The organism is Listeria innocua, assembly GCF_028596125.1.
In the GTDB taxonomy this organism is placed as follows: domain Bacteria; phylum Bacillota; class Bacilli; order Lactobacillales; family Listeriaceae; genus Listeria; species Listeria innocua.
Genome location: NZ_CP117229.1, coordinates 1688427 through 1712956 on the forward strand (window position 1 = coordinate 1688427; position 24530 = coordinate 1712956).

General features: G+C 38.8%; 17 protein-coding genes and 1 other annotated feature. Of the genes, 4 read left to right on the forward strand and 13 right to left on the reverse strand.

Annotated elements, in window-relative coordinates; translation table 11 throughout:
• Positions 1-5: 5 nt before the first annotated feature.
• Together PQQ29_RS08990 and PQQ29_RS08995 are read right to left on the reverse strand one after the other, a co-directional pair.
• Positions 6-3266 (reverse strand): 1,2-beta-oligoglucan phosphorylase, encoded by a 3261-nt coding sequence (locus tag PQQ29_RS08990; RefSeq protein WP_187984157.1) that lies wholly within the window; start codon positions 3264-3266, stop codon positions 6-8.
• The gene (locus tag PQQ29_RS08995; protein ID WP_187984158.1) at positions 3263-5434 is read right to left on the reverse strand and encodes a glycoside hydrolase family 3 N-terminal domain-containing protein; all 2172 of its coding nucleotides are present in this window, start codon (positions 5432-5434) and stop codon (positions 3263-3265) included. The genes PQQ29_RS08990 and PQQ29_RS08995 overlap by 4 nt, the downstream gene beginning before the upstream one ends.
• A gap of 428 nt (positions 5435-5862) precedes the next feature.
• On the opposite strand from PQQ29_RS08995, the gene PQQ29_RS09000 reads away from it, so the two are divergent.
• Genes PQQ29_RS09000 through PQQ29_RS09010 form a run of 3 tightly spaced genes read left to right on the forward strand, consistent with a single transcriptional unit; the run spans position 5863 to position 8909 of the window.
• Positions 5863-7107: a sugar ABC transporter substrate-binding protein gene (locus PQQ29_RS09000; RefSeq protein WP_010990984.1), complete on the forward strand. Its 1245-nt coding sequence runs from the start codon at positions 5863-5865 to the stop codon at positions 7105-7107.
• Between the two features lie 60 nt (positions 7108-7167).
• Entirely contained in the window at positions 7168-8061 is an 894-nt protein-coding gene (locus PQQ29_RS09005) for a carbohydrate ABC transporter permease (RefSeq protein WP_003762776.1), read from the forward strand.
• A 17-nt stretch (positions 8062-8078) separates the two neighbouring features.
• A complete protein-coding gene (locus PQQ29_RS09010) occupies positions 8079-8909 on the forward strand; it encodes a carbohydrate ABC transporter permease (protein WP_003722209.1) in 831 nt (276 codons plus the stop codon).
• Between the two features lie 45 nt (positions 8910-8954).
• On the opposite strand, the gene PQQ29_RS09015 is transcribed toward PQQ29_RS09010, so the two are convergent.
• Positions 8955-10424 (reverse strand): glutamate synthase subunit beta, encoded by a 1470-nt coding sequence (locus tag PQQ29_RS09015; protein ID WP_003767332.1) that lies wholly within the window; start codon positions 10422-10424, stop codon positions 8955-8957.
• 14 nt (positions 10425-10438) lie between these two features.
• Positions 10439-15031, reverse strand: a complete 4593-nt coding sequence (gltB, locus tag PQQ29_RS09020; RefSeq protein ID WP_187984159.1) for a glutamate synthase large subunit — start codon at positions 15029-15031, stop codon at positions 10439-10441.
• Positions 15032-15225: 194 nt separating this feature from the next.
• On the opposite strand from gltB, the gene gltC reads away from it, so the two are divergent.
• Positions 15226-16113, forward strand: a complete 888-nt coding sequence (gene gltC, locus PQQ29_RS09025) for a glutamate biosynthesis transcriptional regulator GltC (protein WP_003769020.1) — start codon at positions 15226-15228, stop codon at positions 16111-16113.
• Here the strand turns inward: gltC and PQQ29_RS09030 are convergent.
• The 9 genes from PQQ29_RS09030 to PQQ29_RS09070 all read right to left on the reverse strand — a co-directional run bounded on the left by PQQ29_RS09030 (position 16110) and on the right by PQQ29_RS09070 (position 24521).
• A complete protein-coding gene (locus tag PQQ29_RS09030; RefSeq protein WP_003769022.1) occupies positions 16110-16628 on the reverse strand; it encodes a GNAT family N-acetyltransferase in 519 nt (172 codons plus the stop codon). The genes gltC and PQQ29_RS09030 overlap by 4 nt on opposite strands.
• Before the next feature lie 2 nt (positions 16629-16630).
• The gene (locus tag PQQ29_RS09035; protein ID WP_010990987.1) at positions 16631-17737 is read right to left on the reverse strand and encodes an iron-containing alcohol dehydrogenase family protein; all 1107 of its coding nucleotides are present in this window, start codon (positions 17735-17737) and stop codon (positions 16631-16633) included.
• A 91-nt stretch (positions 17738-17828) separates the two neighbouring features.
• Positions 17829-18644, reverse strand: a complete 816-nt coding sequence (locus tag PQQ29_RS09040) for an amino acid ABC transporter substrate-binding protein (RefSeq protein WP_187984160.1) — start codon at positions 18642-18644, stop codon at positions 17829-17831.
• A 1-nt stretch (position 18645) separates the two neighbouring features.
• The gene (locus PQQ29_RS09045; protein WP_010990989.1) at positions 18646-19293 is read right to left on the reverse strand and encodes an amino acid ABC transporter ATP-binding protein; all 648 of its coding nucleotides are present in this window, start codon (positions 19291-19293) and stop codon (positions 18646-18648) included.
• Positions 19294-19303: 10 nt separating this feature from the next.
• Positions 19304-19945, reverse strand: coding sequence for an amino acid ABC transporter permease (locus PQQ29_RS09050; RefSeq protein ID WP_003769032.1), 642 nt, complete (start codon positions 19943-19945; stop codon positions 19304-19306).
• Between the two features lie 56 nt (positions 19946-20001).
• Positions 20002-20242, reverse strand: a binding site (T-box leader).
• A 102-nt stretch (positions 20243-20344) separates the two neighbouring features.
• Complete coding sequence (locus PQQ29_RS09055) at positions 20345-21385, reverse strand: sensor histidine kinase (protein ID WP_003762796.1); 1041 nt, start codon at positions 21383-21385, stop codon at positions 20345-20347.
• Between the two features lie 21 nt (positions 21386-21406).
• Positions 21407-23146, reverse strand: coding sequence for an adenine deaminase (gene ade, locus PQQ29_RS09060; RefSeq protein ID WP_187984161.1), 1740 nt, complete (start codon positions 23144-23146; stop codon positions 21407-21409).
• A gap of 20 nt (positions 23147-23166) precedes the next feature.
• The gene (locus PQQ29_RS09065; RefSeq protein ID WP_003762800.1) at positions 23167-23625 is read right to left on the reverse strand and encodes a hypothetical protein; all 459 of its coding nucleotides are present in this window, start codon (positions 23623-23625) and stop codon (positions 23167-23169) included.
• Positions 23626-23645: 20 nt separating this feature from the next.
• Entirely contained in the window at positions 23646-24521 is an 876-nt protein-coding gene (locus PQQ29_RS09070; RefSeq protein ID WP_003762802.1) for an SDR family oxidoreductase, read from the reverse strand.
• Positions 24522-24530 lie beyond the last annotated feature (9 nt).

Here is a 24530-nt window from a genome sequence, read left to right on the forward strand (position 1 = left end):
CAACCTTAGAGACGGTTATTTTTTTGAAATTTAATCGTGATTTGTGAACATTTTGTCGTTAAATTCTTTTTCGGTAAAATGAGTGCGCCAGTTCGGTACAAATTCGCTCCATTTTCAACTGGTTGTTTTTCACCATTCACGACAATAGAACCCTCATCCGCACTTTCGAAAGTAAGATCAAGCGGATAATTATCTAGTTCAATATGACATTCTAATCCATCTAAATCTTCAGGTAAAATCGGATCAAAAATAAGCGTATCTTCCGTTTGACGAATACCAAGAACAGAACTTATTAATTGATGCAAATAGATTCCTGGGCCGCTAGAATAAATCCGCCAACCGCCTTTCACCGGAATACTGCCTTCTTTCACACGACTAAACTCATTTTGCGCCTGATAGCGATCTAAAAATGCTGCATCAGAACTACTGAAATAAGTATTACTTTGACGAAGTGCCGCATTTGGGACAACTTCTTTAATATTGATTGGATTAATGACATCAAGCATATGCCAAGCGGATTTATCGCCAATTTTAGCTAAAGCTTCAATATAACGAATATGCGCATGCACGTATTGCAAACCAACTTCTCGGCCAAAATTGGCTGCTTGCTCTGCCCGTTTAAAATGAGTACTTACACCACCAGCATAATGCGCTGGCTCGCTCATTAATCTTACGCCATCTGGATGAAGTAAATGCTCACCGATAATTTCAAAATTACGACTGGCTTGCTTTTTATCGACTAATTCAGAAATTACACTTCTCGTCAGTGGTATTAAGCGATATTTAATATTCGTCTCTTTGTCTTCTGGGTGAATCATCCATACAGGTGCTTTTCCTTCTTCTAAATAAAGGAAACCTGGAATAACATCGGTATCATTTGTCATATATTTCGCAAAGTCCGCTTGAACATTTTTTGCTAATGTTTCGTATTTCTCACCTACTGGTAAAAATGCAGCTAAACGTTTAAATGTTTGATAAGTTAGCGCGACCGTCCAGCTGGATACCATGTTTTTCTTAAGCTGGGCATTAGCTGGTTGAAGTGTGTCATCCCAGTCACCATCGCCGTAATTAGAAAGAGCCGTTCCTTTCATAAAGCGTGCTTCGATCGTTTTCACTGCGAGTTCAATGTGTTCAAGAAGAGTTCCTTGCTCTTTCGTAAAGGTTTTCGATTCGCGGTCAACAAAAGGAATAGCTTCTTCTAAAATCCCTGTATCTCCGCTCATTTCCAAGTAATCACCAATAATTTTCAGTGGCCAAACAATAACATCGCCGTGGCTTTCTTCTTGCTGAATCGATGTATATTTATCAAACATAAACCATTGTGGCCAATCACCAGTATCTTGATATTGATGAGAAAAAATGGTTAACACTAGCTTACGTAAAACAGCCTTATTACCCGTTGCAAGGAAAAATTCAAATGGACCTTGACTCACATCACGCGTACCCCAAGCCGCTCCGCTGTACTGCTCTAACCCATGAGGTGAAGCATAGTGGACCAACATTTGATGCGCATACCAATAAACCGTTAAATTCAGTTTCTCCGCTGTTGTACTTTGATGATTCAAATGGAACTGAGCAGTTAATTCGTCATAGCTAGCGCGAATTACTTTGTTGTTTGCTTCTAAATCCTCAGTTGGTTTCGAGAATTCATCGCTGAGTTTTGCTTGAACATGGAAAGTAGCTTTATCACTTGGTTCAAAAACAAACACATCCAAACCTGCTGTTCCCACGTAATCTTTCGCAAAATAACGTTCGTCAGTCAGTTCATTATAAGTTCCATCTACGCGGAATTGAAGTGCCGGATAGGTTTCTAAAATCGGCGAGTCTTCTGCTGGGAAATAAGTGACGATTCCGTCTTTGATTTCTTTTTTCACGGTAGTATCATATTCATTTGTCCCCATAGTTACTTGATTTGTTAAGACTAATTTATATGAATGACCTTTTTCCGAATGAACGGTGACGAATGCCTCTTTACTATCAGCAGTTAAGGTGGTTTGTACCGTGATTAGGTCGCCGTTCCACTGATAATACCAAGTTGAGTAATTCGTACTAGTTTCCCAGACAGACGGTACGCCGAGTAGTCGAAGTTCGGAATCTAATTCGATATAAATTCTTAATCCGCTTGTTTGAAGAATATTGAGCGGATTACGCGCGTGGCTATTCCATTTGTTCATATTCGTATTTCCAGCAACTAATTGTGATAAAAATGCCCCGTACATGTACGTTGTTGCTGAAAGTGTCGCTTCTGGGTTTAAAACATCCACTTTATCAAGCAAAATACTGCCATGAGGGCGTTCTAATTCTGCTTCTTTTTCGCGCATCACAACATGTGCATAGTTTGGTGTGAAAAAGGAGAGCAGTGCGCCGTTTTGTTGTTCTTCTTGAATCCGGTCTGGGAAGTTCTCTTGAAGCCAGCTGTCAGAAATTGTTTCGCCGGTAATTGGTGTTCCTATATGTTTGTTTAATATGGCTTTAGTACTTGGTTGATAAGGTTGCTCTGAAATATTACTTTTTAGTTCCGCTAAATTTTCGATTGGTGCTCCAGATGCTTTTGGTTGATTTTCTGTTGCATACCCGTAAAAGCTTGTTTCACCGTGATTAGTAAATAGCTCTGTTTGTAAGGAAATTTGAGCGAATTCATATTGGTAGACGCGGTTTGGCAATGATTTTTCCTTAAGGTTAGCTAGTTCGCCAGTCAGTTTATAATTAGTTCCATAAATATCAAAACCATCTGTTGCATAACCTACAATTTTCGTTAATGCTCCAATTTGAACTGCTGGGAAGCGCTCATTTTGTGGTTGGTTTTGGCGGGCTTGAACAGTGAAACCAGTCGCGCCTTCTGTCACATGATAATCAATATATTGCGACATATAAGCTTCATTTGTTCTCACTGCCGCTTGTTCTGCAAGCCCCAAGTCTTGTAAGTAAACAAGATCAAACTCAAGATCACCATCCACTGTGACATCATAAAACCAACCTCGCGTATGAAAATGCATTTGCACACTATAACGAAATGGTCCAACTACACCGCGATACTCCACGCCATTTTCGTTAAAACCAACTTCAGCATCCCTGCTAAGTAGTGGATAAATTTCTATTTTATCTCCTAAATGCACGCGTACATATATTTGCGATAAGCGATTTTCTAATGGATTTTGAATCACTTGATTTAGCATAATATCTTTTAATTTTAGCCAAGCAAGCTCCCCGCTCGGATAAAATGCGGCTGATAAATCCGCTTTTTTAATTTCTTTTAACATTGTCACACATATCCACCCACTTCCACTTCAAAAACGTCTACATCTTCACTACTAGTCCCAACAAAAACTCGGTGAAGTCCCGGTTCTTGCACTTTTTCAAGTTGATGGTTATAGAATGAAAATGCCTCGCTTGTTAATTCAAATGTAACTGTTTTTTCTTCGCCAGCTTGAAGCGCCACTTTTTCAAAAGCTTTTAATTCTTTGACAGGCCGTGAAATGCTCGCTGTCACATCTTGTAAATACACTTGGATTACTTCTTTTCCAGCAATATCACTAATGTTTTTAATGGTTACTTCTACATGTAGTGACTCGCCTAAATTTAGTTCTTTCGGAAGAGCGCTTGTTTTTAACTCGAATTCGCTATAACTTTTTCCGTAACCAAATGGATAAAATGGTTCATTTGGAATATCAAGATAATGCGACACATAGCGTTCGCCTTTATTTTCCGGTGTTTGTGGTCGTCCAGTGCGTAAATGATTATAATAAACCGGAATTTGACCAGTCGTTTGCGGGAATGACATGGATAATTTCCCTGAAGGATTACTTGCACCACTTAATAAATCTGCAGTGACACGGCCAGCTTCTGTTCCTGGGAACCATAATTCAAGAAGAGCATCACTAGATTCTGCTAACTCTTTCACTTCAAGCGGTCTACCATTAAATAATGTAATAACAACTGGTTTTCCTAGTGTTTGAACGAATTTCGCTAATTGATATTGTGCTTCTGGTAAACGAATAGTAGCAAGACTTCCTGCTTCCCCGCCCCATTCATTTTTTTCACCTAGCGCAAGTACGACAACATCCATATTCTCTACTGCCGCTTTCACTGCCACTTTGTCTTCTTCCGACAATTCAGTGTACTCCGTTGAAACAACCTCGACTGTTTCAAATACTTCACGTAAACCTGTTTCAACATTGATGCCATCTTTTTCTTCGCCGTATACATTCCAACCGCCGAGAATATCAGGTGATGTTGCAAGCGGACCAACCAAGGCAATTTTTGCTTCTTTAGCCAGTGGAAGTAATCGGTTTTTGTTTTCTAATAACACAGCGGATTCAACGCCTGCTGCTCGAGCTTTCCCGCGACTTTCATCGGTTAAAATGTCTTTTGTGCGGTCGTTATTTTTTAATCCGCGATATGGATCTTCAAATAGTCCTAAATCATTTTTTAAATTTAACATCCGAAGTACTGCTTCATCTAAAAGGCTTTCGGATAATTTGCCTTCTTCAATTAAACCTTTTAATTCATGGATATAACAAGTCGTCATCATTTCTAAATCAACGCCTGCTTCCATCGAAAACTGTGCGGCTTCTTTAGGATTTCTTGCTGTTCCGTGATTAATTACTTCGGCTACAGCGCCCCAGTCAGAAATAAGTACACCGTCAAACTCCATTTCGCCTCGTAGCACATCTCGGTTCAGCCATTTGTTCATTGTTGCTGGAATCCCGTCCACTACGTTAAAAGCAGTCATGACTAATTTAGCTCCAGCTTGTATCGCGGCATTGTAAGCCGGTAAATAATTTTGATATAGTTCGCGCGTAGACATATTAACTGTGTTGTATTCCAACCCAGCCTCCGCAGCCCCGTATGCAGCAAAATGTTTGACACATGCCGCCATCTGCTCCAAGTTTTCATTTAGTTTACTCGCATCACCTTGGTAACCATCTACCATTGCTTTCCCAAGTTCACTATTTAAAAATGGATCCTCACCAGTTGATTCCATCACACGTCCCCACCGAGGGTCACGTACTAAATCAAGCATTGGTGAAAAAGTGACATGATGCCCATCTGCAGTTGCTTCGAGCGCCGAAACTTCTGCCATCACTCGAACTGTCTCCCGGTCAAAAGAACAACCAAGTGCAAGTGGAATAGGAAAAACCGTTTTATAACCATGTATAACATCCGCCATAAAAACAAGCGGAATTCCTAAGCGATTCGTTTTTAAATAAGCTTCTTGAATACCAATCATATCAAGCGCCGAACTTGATCCAAGCACCGAACCCGCATTTTCAGTATGCGCATCCGTTAATTTCATTTCTTGAAGAAGTGGCCCTGTTAGTTCTGCATTTTTGTTTGTACCTTTAAAAAGAAAAGGCGAAAGTTGAAGACATTGAGCGATTTTTTCATCTAAGGTCATTTGACTAACTAATTCTTGTACTTTTTCTTGTTTCATAGGAACCTCCTGCACACATTTTTCGAAACGTTTCTATTCAAATATAACAACAGTATAAGCGCTTTCTTTTCTTTAGTCAACCAAAAACGACATTCACATGGTGAAACGGTCCTATTTTTCAGTTCTTTCTATAGTATCTCGTTTTTTAGAATTTTAATCTTTTAAATTTTTCCAATAGCAAAAGCATTGATATACAACGCTCTAGATAGATAAACTAAAAATAAAATAGCAATTCACTTGAAACCGATTACATAATATACTATAATAACCTTGTCGAAACGTTTCTATGAAATATTGTGTATGTGAATTGATTTTCGCAATTTGCTTCATCCCGTACGGCGCGTAAGTTCTGTACAACAGTTTTTATTCTTTAACAGCTTTTAGTTAGTCAAGTTGCTTTGAAAAAAACAAAAAATGGAGGAAAAATCATGAAGAAAAAGATGTTTGTCGTTTTAGCTTTAGTGTTGTCGCTTAGTTTAGTATTAATGGCGTGTGGTGGGTCAAAGGATGATGCAAATTCCAGCGATTCTAAAGTATTAAATGTTTGGGCTATGGGCGATGAAGCCAAGTCATTAAAAGAACTCGCACAAAAATTCACGAAAGATACTGGCATCGAAGTTAAAGTTCAAGTTATTCCTTGGGCAAATGCACATGATAAATTACTTACAGCCGTTGCTTCAAAATCTGGCCCCGATGTAGTCCAAATGGGAACAACGTGGATGCCTGAATTTGTCGAAGCTGGTGCACTACTTGATATTACAAAAGATGTAGAAAAAAGTAAAAATATGAACTCTGATCTATTTTTCCCAGGTTCAGTAAAAACTACTCAATTTGATGGAAAAACATACGGTGTTCCGTGGTATGCAGAAACTCGCGTATTATTCTACCGTACCGATTTACTGAAAAAAGTTGGTTATAATGAAGCACCAAAAACTTGGGATGAACTTTCTGACGCGGCACTTAAACTTTCTAAACGCGGCAAAGATATGTACGGCTTTGCTATTGATCCAAACGAACAAACTACTGGTTTCATTTTCGGACGTCAAAACGGCTCCCCTCTTTTCGATAAAGACGGTACTCCAGTATTCAATAAAAAACCTTTCGTAGACACTGTTACTTATTTAGATAGTTTCATTAAAAATGGTTCCGCACCAGACACTGATCTTGGTTTAGATGCGTCTCAAAGCTTTGGTGGCGACGGAATTGTACCAATGTTCATGAGTGGCCCTTGGATGGTTAATACACTGAAAGACACTGCCCCTGACATTGACGGAAAATGGGCTACTGCTGTACTACCTAAAAAAGAAAATAACGAATCAAGCTTAGGTGGCGCTAACCTTTCCATTTTCAAATATAGTAATAAAAAAGATGATGCGCTTAAATTCATGGACTATATGAGTCAACCTGACGTGCAATTATCTTGGTTAAAAGATACAAACTCGATGCCAGCACGTATGGATGCTTGGGAAGACGATATGCTGAAAAACGACCCTTACTACAAAGTCTTTGGCGAACAAATGAAAACTGCAGAACCAATGCCACTTATCCCACAATTTGAAGAAATTGCTCAATTATACGGAAAATCTTGGGAACAAATTTACCGTGGCGGGGCAGATGTACAAACACAAATGGATACTTTCAACGATCAAGTAGAAGCACTTCTTAAAAAATAACGAATAAAAAGGGCAAATGATTTATTCTGCCATTTGCCCTTTTAGAATGGACTGGATGTTATGAAACAATTTTTAAATAAAAACACACCCTATTTGTTTATATCGCCAGCACTGTTTTTACTTCTTCTGTTTTCCCTACTTCCGATTTTGCTTGCTTTTGTCATTAGTTTTACGGACATTGATTTAGTCGGGCTTGCCGATTACTCTAAAATTAACTTTGTTGGTGTGGACAATTACGTCAATATTATGCAAGACCCGGTATTTTTAAAATCTATTTTTAACACGCTTTTCTATGTAGTTATTGGCGTTCCACTGGTTATCGTTTGCTCGCTTGGTATTGCGCTTATGATTAACTTTTCGCAAGCAAAGATTTTCCAATTTTTCCGGTTAATTTTCTATACTCCTTCAATTACAAACGTTGTCGCTGTAGCCGTTGTTTGGAGTTACTTATATAATCCGCGCTTTGGTTTACTTAACTATTTGCTTTCGTTTTTAGACTTAGGACCAGTTCCATGGTTACAAGACCCTACTATTGCGAAATTATCACTGATTATCCTAGCTGTTTGGCGAGCAATCGGTGTAAATATGATTATTTTCTTAGCCGCGCTTCAAGGCATTCCACGTGAATACTACGAAGCAGCCTCACTTGACGGAGCAAATAGCCGCCAACAATTATTTAAAATTACTGTTCCAATGCTTCGTTTCGCGATTTTCTTTGTAACAGTTACAACGATGATTGGTTGGTTACAATTCTTCGAGGAACCGTTCGTTATGACAGAAGGTGGACCACTTGATAGTACAAACTCTGTCGCCCTCTTTATCTATCAAAACGGTTTCCAATTAAGTAAATTTGGTTATGCCGCTGCTGGGTCGTTCATCTTGTTTATCGCGATTATTATTATCACGATTATTCAATTCCGAATTCAGCGCAAAAATAATGACGGGGATATTTAAGAGAGGAGTGTTTATAAATGAATCAATATAGACAAAAGTCGCGCGGCGCTCAAATTGCCGTAATTACAATTTTAACAGTTGGCGGATTCTTTATGATTTTACCGTTCATTTGGATGGTTCTCTCCTCTTTGAAAACGGATGCTGAAATTTTAAAAATCCCACCTACTATTTGGCCAGAAACTTTTACACTAGATAATTTCACCAAACTATTTACCGAAATGGACTTTGCTATTTACTTAAAAAATACGTTAATCATTGTATTCTTCTCGTTTTTCGGTTTATTTTTAAATGCGATGGCGGGTTACGGCTTTGCTAAATTTAAATTTAAAGGGAAAAACAAGTTATTTTATCTTGTCCTTGCTACAATGATGATTCCAGGACAAGTAACAATGATTCCGGTTTACTTGCTGCTTAATGCGGCTGGATTAACGAATACGATGACAGGTATTGTGCTTCCAGGGCTTGTTGGCGCATTCGGGATTTTCTTATTCCGTCAATTTATGTCCACCATATCCGATGATTTACTCGAAGCAGCAAGACTTGATGGCGCTAGTGAATTTTATATTTTCTGGCGGATAGTTATTCCGATTTCCCGCCCTGTGCTTGCGGTACAAGGTATTCTTACATTCATCGCCGGTTGGAACTCCTTCTTATGGCCGTTAATCATTGCCAACGACGAAAAATTCTATACCCTATCAGTCGGTCTTCAATTATTAAAAGGACAATACGGCAGCAACTATGCTTTACAAATGGCCGGAGCAACTTTCATGGTCATTCCAATCATCTTGATTTTCATGACATTCCAAAAGTACATTTTAAAAGGATTCAATGTTTCAGGAATGAAATAATTGATCCAAAAAGAGCTTACCCTGTTTAGGATAAGCTCTTTTTTATTATGGTAAAAATGTTTCTCCCATCAAGTAAAAGTCTACTTCACGCGCTGCTTCTCTTCCTTCTGCAATCGCGGTTACAACTAAACTTTGACCGTGACGTGCATCCCCGCAAGCGAACACGCCCTCTTCACTAGTGCGATAAAATCCTTTAGCAGCGTCAATTGTATGGCGCTCTGTTTTTCCTACACCGAAATTAGTAAATATATCTTCTGTCGTACCAGCAAAACCAATAGCGATTAAAACCATATCTACTTCAAAATATTTCTCGCTACCTTCTACAGGCGTATATTGTCTCGTCTCTTTATCTTCTGTAACTTCTACCGTGTGAAGCCCAACAAGATTTCCTGCTGCATCTTTTTCGAAAGAAGTAGTATTGATGAGATACTCACGTGGATCTCTGCCGTACACTGCTTCTGCTTCTTCATGCGCATAATCCATTTTGAAAACACGTGGATATTGTGGCCATGGATTTTCACCGTTTCTTAATTCGGGTAATTTATCTTGAATACCGAATTGGTAAATACTTTTAGCCCCTTGTCTAAGCGCAGTTGCCACACAGTCAGCACCTGTATCTCCGCCGCCAATAATAACAACATTTTTATCTTTAGCAGAAAGAGTTTGAACTCCGCCATTATCTAAATTATCGCGCGTGCTTTGTGTCAAATACGGAACGGCGAAGTGAATCCCAGCCGCATCACGTCCAGCAAGCGGAATATCTCGTGCATTACCAGCCCCAGTCGCAAGAACAATCGAATCATATTCAGCGCGCAGTTCAGCAAAAGTAACATCTGTACCTGCCGCAACACCTGTTACAAATTCAATTCCTTCTTCCGCCATCAAGTTCACTCGGCGTGTCACTTGTTCTTTTTCTAGTTTCATAGTTGGAATACCATACATCAATAAGCCACCAATTCGATCACTTTTCTCGATGACTGTCACACTATGACCAGCTTTATTTAATTGATCGGCACAGGCAAGTCCAGCTGGCCCAGAGCCAATCACAGCAATACGTTTACCAGTACGTTTCTTAGGAGGTTGGGGTTTAATCCAACCTTCCTCAAAACCACGATCAATAATTGCTTTTTCAATTGATTTAATGCCGACAGCAGGTTCGGAAATAGCTACCGTACAACCACCCTCACACGGGGCTGGACAAATTCTACCAGTAAACTCTGGAAAATTGTTTGTTTTAAGAAGCAGTTGTAACGCTTCATACCAGTCACCCCGATAAACGGCATCGTTCCACTCGGGAATTAAATTATGCAGCGGACAGCCTGACACACCATTTTTAATTTCCATTCCTACACTACAAAATGGCACACCACAATCCATACAGCGAGCGGCTTGTAAAGTTAAATCTGCTACCGGCATCGGTAAACTATATTCATTCCAGTCACGCGTCCGACTTTTCGGATCACGTCCTGGCGAAGGAATTCGATCATATTCCATAAATCCAGTTGCTTTTCCCATGCTTTCACTCCTCTCTATTTCGCCACTCCGGCAATTAATTTTCCGTCTTTATGTTCATAAAAAGCTTGTAATTCTGCTTCATCATGTGTTTTTCCAGTTTGTTCTAGTGAAGTTATTCTTGTTAACATCATTTCATATTCATTCGGGATAACGAAAATAAAATTCGCTTTTTCATCTTCCCAGTTGCTAAGAATTTCTTGTGCAAACTCGCTTCGAGTAAGGTTAGCATGTTGCTCGATTAACTGTTTTAGTTTAGCTAATTCTGGTGCAGATAACGTAGACCTACTGTTAACAAGTTCATGGTTGATTTTTGTAGTTGTTTCTTGGCTGTTTTTCGTGTAAATGTATGCAACTCCACCAGACATCCCAGCTGCAAAGTTCTCGCCGATTTCTCCGAGAATAACTACCGTCCCGCCAGTCATATATTCACAACCATTATCGCCAATGCCTTCCACTACAGCTGTTGCACCACTATTACGAACGGCAAACCGTGCACCTGCTTTTCCGTGCATATACGCATGCCCTCCCGTTGCCCCGTATAGCGTTACGTTCCCAACAATCGCGGAGTCATGAGCTTTAATTGGCGTTCTATGATCTGGACTTACAATTAATTTACCGCCAGAAAGTCCTTTTCCGAAGTAGTCATTAGCGTCACCATGAATTCGAAGCGTCATACCAAGTGGAGTATAAGCGCCAAAACTTTGACCTGCTGATCCGACAAAATCAAGTGAAATGGTGTCTTCAGGTAACCCTACCGCACCATATTTTTTACTTATAAAGGAGCCTGCAATCGTACCAATTGCGCGGTCAACGTTTCGTACTGCGAAAGTTCCAGTTACCTTTTCACCGTTTTCGAGTGCCGGTTTAATTAATGGAACAATTTCTCGCATATCTAGCGTTTGATCGATTTTGTGGTCTTGCTGTTTCGTACAGTATTGGACTTGATTTTTATAAAAGTCATCGCTGTAAAGCATATTCGAAAAGTCGATATATTTCGCTTTCCAGTGCGCTTCTTTTTTCTCATGGGTTGTTAAAAACTCTTTATGACCAATAATTTCTGTTAGACTTCTAAATCCAAGCTCAGCCATCATTTCGCGCATTTCTGCAACAATAAAATGGAAAAAGTTAACCACATAATCTGCTGAACCATTGAATTTTTTACGAAGCTCAGGATTTTGCGTTGCTACCCCAACTGGACATGTATCTAAATGACAAACACGCATCATAACACAGCCTAGCGTTACAAGTGGCGCAGTTGCGAACCCAAATTCTTCTGCACCAAGCATAGCAGCAACTAAAACGTCTTTCCCGGTCATTAGTTTTCCGTCTGTTTCAACGACAACTTTATTTCTCAAACCGTTCAGCAGTAATGTTTGGTGAGTTTCAGCTAAACCGATTTCCCACGGCACACCTGCATGACGGATACTTGTTCTTGCCGCTGCCCCGGTTCCGCCTTCATAGCCACTTACTAAAATGACATCAGCATTTCCTTTAGCAACCCCAGCAGCAATCGTTCCAATCCCTGTTTTCGAAACTAATTTTACGTTTACACGCGCATTTTGGTTAGCGTTTTTTAAGTCGAAAATTAGTTGCGATAAATCTTCAATTGAATAAATATCATGATGCGGTGGTGGTGAAATGAGGCCAACCCCTGTTGTGGAACCACGTGTTTTGGAAATCCATGGATAAACTTTTTTCCCAGGTAAATGTCCGCCTTCACCAGGTTTTGCCCCTTGAGCCATCTTGATTTGGAGTTCCTCTGCATTGACCAAATAATGACTTGTTACGCCAAAACGTCCAGAAGCGATTTGTTTTATAGCACTTCTACGCCAATCTCCATTTTCATCTGGCGTAAAGCGGTTCGGGTTTTCGCCGCCTTCTCCACTATTACTTTTGCCGCCAATACGGTTCATCGCGATAGCAAGTGCCTCATGAGCTTCTTGACTAATCGAACCATAAGACATCGCGCCAGACTTAAATCGCTTGAAAATCGACTCCGCAGGCTCTACCTCATCTAAAGGAATCGGCTTGCGGTCGCTTGTAAATGTTAATAACCCTCTTAAAAAGGCATTACTTTGATTTTGCATTAAATCCGAATATAAATTGTATGTTTCTCGGTCATTTTCACGCGTAGCTTGTTGTAAAGAATGGATCGCAAGTGGATTATATACGTGATATTCTCCATTTGAACGCCACTGATACTCTCCGCCTGTATTAAGCGTGAAACTTTGGTAGCCAATATCATGATATGCTTCACGGTGACGCAACCAAGCTTCTTGAGCGATAACTTCTAGTGGAATACCACCAATTTGTGAGGCAGTACCCGGAAAATAAGTGTTAATTACTTCGTCGCCAATTCCGATTGCTTCAAAAATCTGTGCCCCACGATAACTTTGAACGGTAGAAATCCCCATTTTCGACATGATTTTTAAAATTCCATCGGTAATTGCTTCAATATAACGACTTTCCGCCTCATCTAGCGTGAAGCCTTTAATGCGCCCTTCTTTAATTAAGCCATCAAAAGTATCAATTGCTAAACTTGGGAATACAGCATCCGCCCCGTAACCAATTAACAGTGCACATTGATGAACGTCTCTTGCTTCTGCTGTTTTTACGATAATACTTACTTTCGTCCGCGTTCCTGCTTTTACTAAATGATGATGCAAACCACTAACAGCTAATAATGCTGGAATACCAATCCACTCTGCATTCACGCCATCATCTGATAAAACTAGCAATTCTGCCCCGTTCGCGATTTTTTTATCAGCTGCTTCAAATAATTCTTCCAAACATGCTTCTAATCCATCCCGCTCTTCCGCCTTAAATAAAATCGGTAAAGTAACAGTTGGTTTAGCAAATTTTGTTTGTAAGGTGAGAGCAGCAAATTCTTTTCGAGATAAAATAGGCGTTTTTAAGCGAATTCGATTAGCATTTTTCGCAGTTGGATTTAAAATATTCCCCTCATCACCAAGTAGCGTCATCGCCGAGGTAACAGTTTCTTCGCGTATACCATCAATTGGCGGATTCGTTACTTGCGCAAACAGTTGTTTAAAGTAATTAAACAATACTTGGGGGCGCTGACTCAATACTGCAAGCGGTGCATCATACCCCATTGCGCCCATCGGATCTTTTTTCTCTGTGACCATAGGAATCAAAATTTTATTTAATTCATCTTGCGTATAACCAAATGCACGTTGTTTTTTGAAACGCTCTGACTTATCCATCGACTCATAACGTAAATCAGCTGTAACTAAGTCAGCAATCTCTGACATCTCTAAATCTAGCCATTCACGATACGGTTTTTCAGTTGTTAGTTCATCTTTAAGTTCAGAATCAGTGACAATTCGTCCCGCTTCTAAATCAATCAGCAACATCGTTCCCGCGCCAACCGTTTCTTTACGAATTACCTCACTTGGATCTACTGGCACGACGCCTGTTTCCGATGAGTAAATGATTGTATGATCTTTTGTTTCATAATAACGTGCTGGGCGTAACCCATTTCTATCCAAAATAGTGCCGATAACACGTCCATTTGTAAATGAAATCGATGTTGGTCCATCCCAAGGTTCCATTAAAGTACTATGGTATTCATAAAATGCGCGTTTTGGATCTGTCATATGTGGATTTTTATCCCACGGTTCTGGAATTAGCATCATTGCCACATGAGGTAGCGAACGACCAGCCTGCACTAAAAATTCTAAAGCGTTGTCTAACGTTGCCGAGTCACTTCCGCTTTCGTCAATAACTGGTAATACTTTAACTAAATCTTTTCCAAGTAAAGCTGATTCCGCTCTTTTTTCCCGCGCTTTCATCCAGTTTACATTGCCACGTTGCGTATTAATTTCACCGTTATGAATTAAATAGCGGTATGGATGCGCCCGTTCCCAGCTAGGAAAAGTATTTGTTGAAAAACGCAAATGCACCAAAGCAAAAGCCGATACATAAGCTGGATCTGCTAAGTCTAAGTAATATTGATTAATTTGCTCTGGTAACAGCATTCCTTTAAAAATAACTGTTCGTGTCGATAAACTTGGAACGTAAAAAGTTTCGGTAATTAGTTCAGAAGTAGCTGCAAATTTTTCGACTTGTTTTCTAATTAAATAAAGCGCTCGTTCAAAACCGGCTTCGTCCAATTCGGCATTTTTCTGAATAAATAATTGATACATTGCAGGCTCTGTTTTTCTAGCTCCGGCACCGACTTTTGTAACATCAGTTGGAAGTTTACGCCAACCTAGAAACGTTTGGCCTTCGCTTGCAATTAGTTTTTCTGTTTCTGACATTAAACATTCGCGCTGAGCTTTATTTTGAGGGAAATTAAACATCCCAACAGCATAATGATATTTTTCTGGTAGCGTAATGCCAAGCTTGCTACATTCACGCCGGAAGAAAGAGTCAGAAATTTCAAGCAAAATACCAGCCCCGTCACCTGTATCTCCTCCAACTTCCCCGCCGCGGTGTTTAAGCTGGCAAAGCATATGAATTCCTTGTTCGACAATCTTATGAGAAGAAATCTTTTTAATATTAGCTACAAACCCAATACCACAAGCATCATGCTCATTCTCTGGATTATACAGGCCGTGTTTTTTTGGCAAATTTGTTTGTTTCATCCTAACTCCTCCTCTTCAAAAACTGAATCATCCGGATGGTTTACATCGGAATTATTCAAATTAACTGATAATTAATTGGCGATCCAGCTTACCTTACATTTCTTGTAGTATCTATTTTATTCCTTTTCATTTATCGAAACAATATATATAATAGAATAAAACAATCTCATTTCGAGAACAATCGGAGGTAAGTAATGGAACTTAGACAATTAAAGTATTTCATGGAAGTAGCCCGCGTCGAGCATATGACTAAAGCTAGCGAGAATTTGCACGTAGCCCAATCTGCCGTTAGTAGACAGATAACGAAACTAGAGGAAGAACTAGGTGTGCCTTTATTTGACCGTGTCGGTCGTAATATGCAGCTCACGAGTGTCGGTCAAGACTTCCTGAGTCAAGCTACAATCGCATTAAATGAACTACAAAAAGCCGAAGCCCTCGTAACTGAATACACCGATCCCACTAAAGGAACAGTTAGAGTCGGCCTGCCCAATTCGCTATCTACCAAAGTCTTGCCATCTGTTATTTCCACTTTCCGAGAAAAATATCCAGAAATCACCTACCAATTTATGGAAGGAACAAATGAAGAACTTACCGAAATGCTAGTAAATGGTGTTTTAGACATGACGTTCTTATCTCCAGTACCCGAATCTAGTGAACAAATTGAAGCCCTCCGTTTTTTTGATGAAAAATTGAAATTAATCGTCCCAACAAGTCATCATCTTGCAGAAAATTTCACTGTTTCACTCAAGGAACTCTCTTCTGAAAAATTCGTACTTTATCCTGAAGACTTCGATTTATATAAAATCGTTACGAAAGCGGCGAATAAAAAAGGCTTCGAACCGCAAATAGCTTTTCAAAGCAGGGATTTTTATACAATTCAAGGATTGGTTGGCGCTGGTCTTGGCATTAGTATTTTACCGGAAATGATTTTAGATGGTGCGATTTTTAAAGAAACGAAGAGTATTGCACTCCGAGATAAAGAGTTACGTCGATCTGTAGGGATTATTACGACAAAAAAACGGAACCTATCCCCTTCTGAGAATTTGTTCCGTTCATTTATTATTTCGTTCTTTTCCAATTAATTATCTTCAGAAAATGCAGCTGGGTAATGAATTGTCCCTGCTAGATTTTCTAAACTTCCATCATACAGTTCAAGTAGCATAAAGTATTCAGATGGCACATCAAATGGTGCTGGAATCGCAAATTGATTGGAAGGAATAAATCCAAATCGCGGATAATAATCAGCATGTCCTAACACAGCAATAGCGGGATATGCTTTTTCGCGTGATAAGCGGATCCCTTCCTCCATTAAGCTTGAACCAACCCGTTTCCCCTGGTATTCTGGCAAAACGGCAAGCGGGGCAAGACCTAAAATAAATCTGCTGCGCCCAGCTGTCTCCAGTGAAATTTCACTAAACATAATATAGCCTACAATAAGCCCATCTTCCGTTTCTGCTACAAGTGACAAACCTGGCTGATAATAATCGGATTTCCGGATATTTTGAATTAAGTCTGCTTCCACAGTTCCTTTAAAAGCTTCCTCATTCACACGACGAATGGCCTCGTAATCTTGTGGTTGTTCTTTCCTAATAATCATTTTTACTTAGCCACACGCTTCATTGCCATGCTATCTTCCAGCTGTTTTATCGCATTTAATACTACTTCAGCTGTCATTTCACCTGGCATCATATGGATCGTCTCATGTGGCTCAGTTGCTCGTTTAGATACAGCAACGATTGTTTCTTCAGTAAGTGTCGCCAGCCCCATATCATACAAACTCGTTGGAAGACCCAGTTTGGCATAAAACGGTAGTAATTGGTCAATTTCATTCCATCGATTTTCAATAACTAGTTGAACTAAAATTCCGTACGCCACTTTATTACCATGTAACAAATGATGCGTTTCTGGCACCATAGTTAATGCATCATGAATCGAATGCGCTCCCGCACAACGTCCATAATCATCACCAAAACCGCCAACCATTCCGCCAACTAAAATATTTGTTTCGATAATTTTCACGAATGCTTCATTTAATTCTTGCTTATCCATTGCGTTAAGTGCTTCTTCGCTAAATTGCAGTAAATTGTCTCGGCACATTTTAGCAGCAATATGAGCAATTTCGATTTCGACAGATTTAGTTGGTAATGATTTAATAATCACATCTGCTTCATACCATTTAGCGAGCGTATCGCCAATACCTGCAACAAGCAATTCTTTTGGTGAATCTAAAATCATTTCCGGATCAATTAATAATAAGGCGTTGCTGCTAGCGAATACGTCATAACGAATCATTGCGCCTTCAACGTCATACATCACACTAAGCGGTGTATAAGCCGCACAAGTGGAAGCAAGTGTTGGTAAAATAATCACTGGTAACCGTAAAACTGCTGCCGCTGCTTTACATACATCAGCAATTTTTCCGCCACCGACTGCTATAATCGCATCCATATTATTTGTTTTCATTATCGCTACCAGACGATCGCGTTCCTCATACGTTGAACCGCCATTATATACTTCAAAAGTAGATGTAACATTAGATAATACCGGGAATTTCTTTTTAGCGACTTCCCAAGAAGCATTTCCACGAACTACTAAAACATTTTTCAAACCGCGGCGTTCTAAGTGGGTAGGTAAAGTATCCCATGCGCCTACTTGGCAAAAATACTCTTGTGGAGCTCCGCGTACAATCAATTCTTTATTCAACAAAAATCATCCCTTCTGTCTGGCACGGTCGGATATTCGGCTGCGACATTTATAATTCAAATTGTATCGAAACTTAAACCTACTGTCAATCTAGCTACTGCTTAGCGATTTCGTCATCACCAAACCATTTTTTACTAATTTCCTGCATTTTTCCTTCTTTATATAATTTTTCAAACGCTTCATTGGTTTTTGATTGCAGTTCTTTATCACTTTTACGCATACCTACAGCAAAATCGGTCGGATCAAAGCCACCAGTTATAATAGTATAGTCATCTTTATTTTTTTGTTTATCAATATAATAACGCGCGTATACTTCATCAATAATCAACCCGTCAATGCGTTTATTATTCAAATCAATAAATGCTGTATCGAACGTATCATACAATTCTGGTTCGTTGTTTTTGATAATATCTGTGAGCACTTCTGGTTTTTTAGCCATGTCATCAATCGAACTTGCGCCGTTTTGAGCCCCTAGCGTTTTATCTTTCATATCACTAAATTTATTAATATTGCTTGATTTCAAGGTTACTAATACTTGTTCGTTTTTCATGTAAGGTTTGCTAAATGCAACTTGTTTTTTTCTTGCGTCAGTTACCGTATAGCCATTCCAAATCAAATCTATCGAACCATTTTTCAGCTCAGACTCTTTCATCGTCCAGTCAATTGGCGTAAATTTCGCTTTAATACCATATTCTTCAAAAACAGCTTTTGCAAGGTCAATATCAAATCCGACTAAATTATCATCTTTATCACGAAATCCCATTGGTACAAAACTATCATCTAAACCAATGACGACTTCCTTATCTTTTTTAATTCTACTCCACTGGTCTTCCTTAGATTCACCACTTGAACATGCCCCTAGCGCTAACATTACAATTGCCATTACCGTTATTAATAATCCTTTTTTCATATTAAATTGCCTCCTTTTTTAGTGGTTCGACTTCCATCATTTGATCTGCAACTTTTTTGGCAAAATCGTGATCATGAGTCACAATAATCTGCGTAATACCAACATTTTTCAAACTCAAAATTAACGACGCCACATGATCTCGTAAGTCAGGATCTAAAGCCGATGTCGGTTCATCAAATAGTAGTACTTTTGGGTTCATCGCCAGTGCCCGAGCAATAGCCACACGTTGCTTTTGTCCTCCAGATAATTGGTAAGGCATATTGTCCGCTTTATCTGCTAAATCAAGTAAGCCAAGTAACCTTTCAGCTTCTTTAATAGCTTCTTCTTTTTTAGTTTTCCTAGCAAGCGTCGGTGCCAAAATCAAATTATCTAACACACTTAAATGCGGAAACAAGTGAAATTCTTGAAAAACTACGCCAATCGTATTTTCCACATCTTTTCTCGACATCGGATCAATTTTTTCACCGTCAATAAAAATTTCTCCGGCATCCATTTTTTCAAGGCCACTAATACAACGAAGCAAAGTGGTTTTCCCGCCACCGGATGGCCCGACGATAGAAAGAATTTCCCCGTCTTGAAGCGCAATATTCACATTATCTAAAATCGTTTTTTGATCAAATTTTTTCGATAAATTTTTAATTTCCAACATTTTCTTCACCTCATTTATAATAACTAAAACGTTTTTCTAATTGTTTAAATAGTAGCGTTAGGATAGCCGTTAACGCTAAGTATATTGCAGCCACTAATACGAGTGGAATTAAAGTAACGTCTCTACTCATAGCAATTTTTCCTGCTCTTAGTAAATCACCAATGCCAAGGATGTAAACTAACGAAGAGTCTTTTACTAAATTGATAACTTCATTTCCGATTGCTGGCAAAACACGTTTGACAACTTGCGGTAAAACAATTTTTCGAAGCGTTTGACCGTAAGTTAGACCAAGAACTTTAGCACTTTCATATTGTCCGTTTTCGATTGATAAAAAGCCACCCCGGAAAATCTCTGCGAAATAAGCAGCATAATTTAAAATAAAAGCAATAAACACCGCGTCCATTCGGTCAAAAACAACTCCGATAATCGGCAAACCATAATAGATAAAAATTAATTGTAAAAGTAATGGTGTACCTCGCATAATCCAGATGTAAATGTTTAAAATAAATTTCAGTGGAGCTATTTTACTAATGTTTCCTACTGCCACTATAGCTCCTAGCGGGATAGAACAAACTAGCGTGACGACAAAAACAAGTAAGGTTGTTTTCGCCCCGTCAAGTAATGCTGGTAAAATTTCCATGATATAATCCATATTGTTTCGCTCCTTTTTTACATAAAAAAATCTCGTCGCACTTGGCACAAAATTGCCAAGAGGACGAGAATACTATTCACGTGGTTCCACCTCAATTTACTGATACTTCACAGCACCAGCCTCAGTTAGTTCGAGACTAACAAGCTATAACGGGCTTTTCCCGAGTTCACCTACTCACTTATGCTTCAGTAAACCAGCTCCGAGATGTGTTCGATAACGCTATCTTTATCCTTTCACACCAACCAAGGACTCTCTTAAAAAGAATGACGCTCTACTTGTTCTGTTCATCGCTTTTACTTCTTCTTGCTAATACTCTACCACGATAAAGCGATAGAGTCAACCATTTTTAATTAAACAAAAAAAGACAAGCAAACAGTTAGTAGTTTGCTTGTCTTTTTGTTAATCTTTCGCTATTAGTAAGTAATCGTCTTTTTGTTCAAAGTAAATGCGTACTTCTGTCCCTATTTCACTTTTAGACTCGATACAAATTTCATGACCTAATTTCTTCGCCATTTGCTTAGCGAGATATAGCCCCATTCCAGTTGCTTTCTTTTCTTGGCGACCGATTGTGCCGGTAAAGCCTTGTTCAAAGACGCGAGGTAAATCTTCTTCTTTAATACCTCGACCGTTGTCTTTAATGTGAAGCACTTTTTTTCCGGTTACTTCTGTATCGCACCAAATTTGAATATCGCCACCATCAGCAGTATATTTTAATGCGTTAGATAACACTTGATCGATAATAAAGCCCAGCCATTTACTATCAGTTCGCACATCAATATCTACATTTTGTAAATCAAGTTTCATCTTTTTACCAATGAAAAGCTTGGAGTGACGCTTAACTGATTCGCGCATAACAGCACCAAGATTTTGTTCTTGGATGAAATAGTCTTTAGAAAACGTATCAAGCCTTGAAAAATAGAGTGCTTGCATTACTAATTTATCAATTGTTTCTAATTCTTCATCAATCTGTTTAAAAATTGTTTTGGTATCATTTAAATCTGGGTTATTAATTAACATTTTGCTTGCTACAACAGGAGTTTTCACTTCATGTACCCAGTATAAAATGAAATCATGATATTCTTGTTGTTTATCTTGAAGTTTACTAATGGTTCGTAATTCTTCTTTATGTTTTTTTGCCATTAGCTGATTAAAAAAAGCTTGCTCGCGTGTTCGCGGTTTTGGTAATAATTCAATGATATTTTCTTCAATTTCGCCACTTACTAGGTCTTCCATTTCACGCCAATAATTGTATTTAAAGAAGTAGCCTAACACTAAGTAAGAAAGCAGGAAGACAAAAACAAAGACATATAAGTAAATGAAATTCCCGAGAGTTAATTTACTGTTAGGATCAATTGAAATTAATACCCCGACGAAAAACATAATACTGCAAAAGAACAATAAGAAAAATCGTTTATCTTTTATATAGCTCCACCAGTTCATATCGCACCTCCCTCATTCGAGTTAATTTGCTTCATTTGGAATAATTTGGAATGTCGCAAAATCAAACAATCCTTGGTCTGTTAATTTTAATTCAGGAATTACTGGTAAAGTCAGAAAAGACAATGTCAAAAATGGATCAAATCCTTTAGCTTTACTAATTTGATTAAATGCTTTTAAAAGTCCTGCCAAATCATTTTCTACTTCTTCATATGGTTTATCACTAAGAAGTCCCGCTACTTGGAGCGCTAAATCATGTAATACATTACCTGCTGCGTCCACTACAGCAATGCCTCCACCTGTTTTTGTCACATGATCGATTGCTTTTTCCATGGCCTCATCGCTCACACCAACTGCGACAATATTATGGGAATCATGCGCGACGGTCGTAGCAATCGCACCTTCTGTTAAGCCGAAACCTTTAACAATCCCAACACCGACGCAACCAGTATTATGATGCCGTTCCACAACAGCCATTTTTAGCAAATCTTTTTCGATTGACGGAACAAATTTACCATTTTTAATTGTGACTTGTTCTATTAATTTTTCTGTAAAAAGGTTATTTTGTTGCATCCCAATGACATAGCAAGTTTCATTTGTTAATGGAAGTTCTAAATCTTTGATGCTTAAATGATGATTAATTTTTGGAGAAATGAATTTCGCTTTGTTTTTCTTTTTAAAGGCTGCTTCTTTACGAGTTCCGTTTTCAACGACAACTTGTCCATTTTTTAAAACTTTGCTAATTTCAATTGTTTTTAAGTCTTTTAGAAAAACAATATCCGCTTGATAGCCTGCTGCAACTGCACCTAGATAAGGCAAGTTATGGCAATTAGCCGCATTAATTGTCGCCATTTGGATGGCTGTAATTGGCTCAACACCGTTTTCAATTGCGAGTCGGATATTATAATTAATCGAGCCTTCTGTAAGTAAATCATTAATTAGTTTATCATCCGTACAAAAACAAAAACGATGGCTATTTTTCTCCGTTACTGCTGAAATAGTTTGCTTTAAATCACGACCGACTGTACCTTCGCGCAACATAACAAACATTCCCGCACGTAAGCGATCAAGTGCTTCTTTGGCACTCGTACTCTCATGATCAGTTCGAATTCCAACAGCAAGATAATTATTTAAATCCGCGCTAGTTAAACCTGCCCCGTGGCCATCAATTCTGCCACCTTCTTGTTTTGCATCAATAATTTTTGTTAAAATATCTGCGCTCCCTTTTGCAACAGATGGGAAGTCCATTACTTCTGCGAGACCGATTACTTTTTCGTGTTTATAAAGTGGATGGAGCTGTTTTGCATGAAGTGTTTCGCCGTTATGTTCACCTTCTGTTGCTGGTACGGATGATGGTAGCATGACGAACATATCGAGTGGGGCGCCTTTTGCATCTTCAAGCATAAATTCTATCCCTTTTTCTCCGGCAACATTGGCGATTTCATGCGGATCTGTAATAATTGTAGTTACGCCATTTGGAAGTAGCACCCGGGCAAACTCAGAAGGGGTTACCATCGCGCTTTCAACATGGACGTGCGCATCAATAAAGCCCGGCACGATAAATTCTCCAGCGGCATCAATTATTTGATCTGCATCCGGAAAATGACCAATTCCAGCAATATAACCGTTTTTAATCGCAATATCGCCTTCCATAATTTCACCTGAAAATACATTTACTATTCGTCCATTTTTTATAACTAAATCTGCTTTTGCACGGCCATCACTTACTGCGACCCGTTCCTGCAGTTGCTTTAAATTCTCCACCGATTTTTCGCCTCCGCTAATTATGCTTCAAAAAAACCTTCATCAAGTAAATAACCTTCTGCAGCTTCTAAAGTTGGGAAAACCGCTTCTAGATTTTCTCCTGTGTAAATAACCCACATTTTATTTTCATAGACTAAAGAAAGCTTTTCGCCTTCATTATCTTGGTATATTTTTGTAAAACCTTCTTTAAACCCATCTTCATCTTTGTCCATAAACTCTTTCGCTTCAAGTAACAACACGCGAATTTCATTTTGAGAGTAGTCTTTTACATTGACGTAACCTTGCTTATCTAGCGGTTCTACTTCTAAAAACGGCGCGTAAACAAACGCGTTACCATTAGGATGAAGATGTTTGACGATGATTTTTTTATCCCTTTTACTCGCTGGATAATGTACGTTCACGCGCCCCATAGAAATTTCATGCAGTTCAAAACCATCGATTGATTCTATTAGCGCTTTTTTCTCTTCAAAATTTAACATAATATATTTTTGCCTCCAAATTAATTTTCTTTTAAAATATCCATCACAAGCGCCGGCAACCAGACTTTTAAATCTTCAAAAGTAAAGCCAGCTTCTGTTGCTTTTGCATTATCCATGTAATAAGTTTTATTGATGCTAAACGGCGAATCATCCACATCATCCGTTACTTCTTCAACGAGTGCCACTTCACCTGTTTTCGCTTCAAGCATTTTGATAAAAGCATTTAACGAATATGTACCGTTAGAGCTAGCATTAATTGGTCCAGTAAGGTCTGAATCCACCCCTACCCATTCTAAAAAATGAGCTGCTTCATCTGAAGTAATAAAACTTATTTCCGCCTGCGCATTACTAATACCAATTTCTTCATGGTTTTTAATATGCTCCAAATGAAAATGTAGACGTTTCGTATAATCATCGAGTCCAAGGACAATCGGAAAACGAACTGCTACCACTGGAAAAGAGGCTTTTTGAAAAAACACAGCTTCAGCAAGGCGTTTTCCTTCCCCGTAATCAAAATCATCTTTGTCACCAATAACAATTTCATAATGTTTTGGATTAAAATCATCTTCCACCAACGCGCGACCTTTTTGACTATAAACGGACAGAGAAGATGTATATATGTATCGTTTTACTTTGCCTTTAAATGCATCTACTGCATAAAGAGCTTCTCGCGGTGAGAAACAAATATTATCATAAATAACGTCCCATTCTTCTTTTGCTAATTGGAATAAGGCGTCTCTAGATTCGCGGTCTAGTACAACATGTTTTACAGAATCGCCAAAATCATCTTTTGTTTTTCCTCTAGTGCCAATTGTGACATCATGCCCAGCGGAAACAAGTCGTTCTACTAATTTCTTTCCAAAAAAACGCGTACCACCAAATACTAAAATTTTCATTTTGACTCC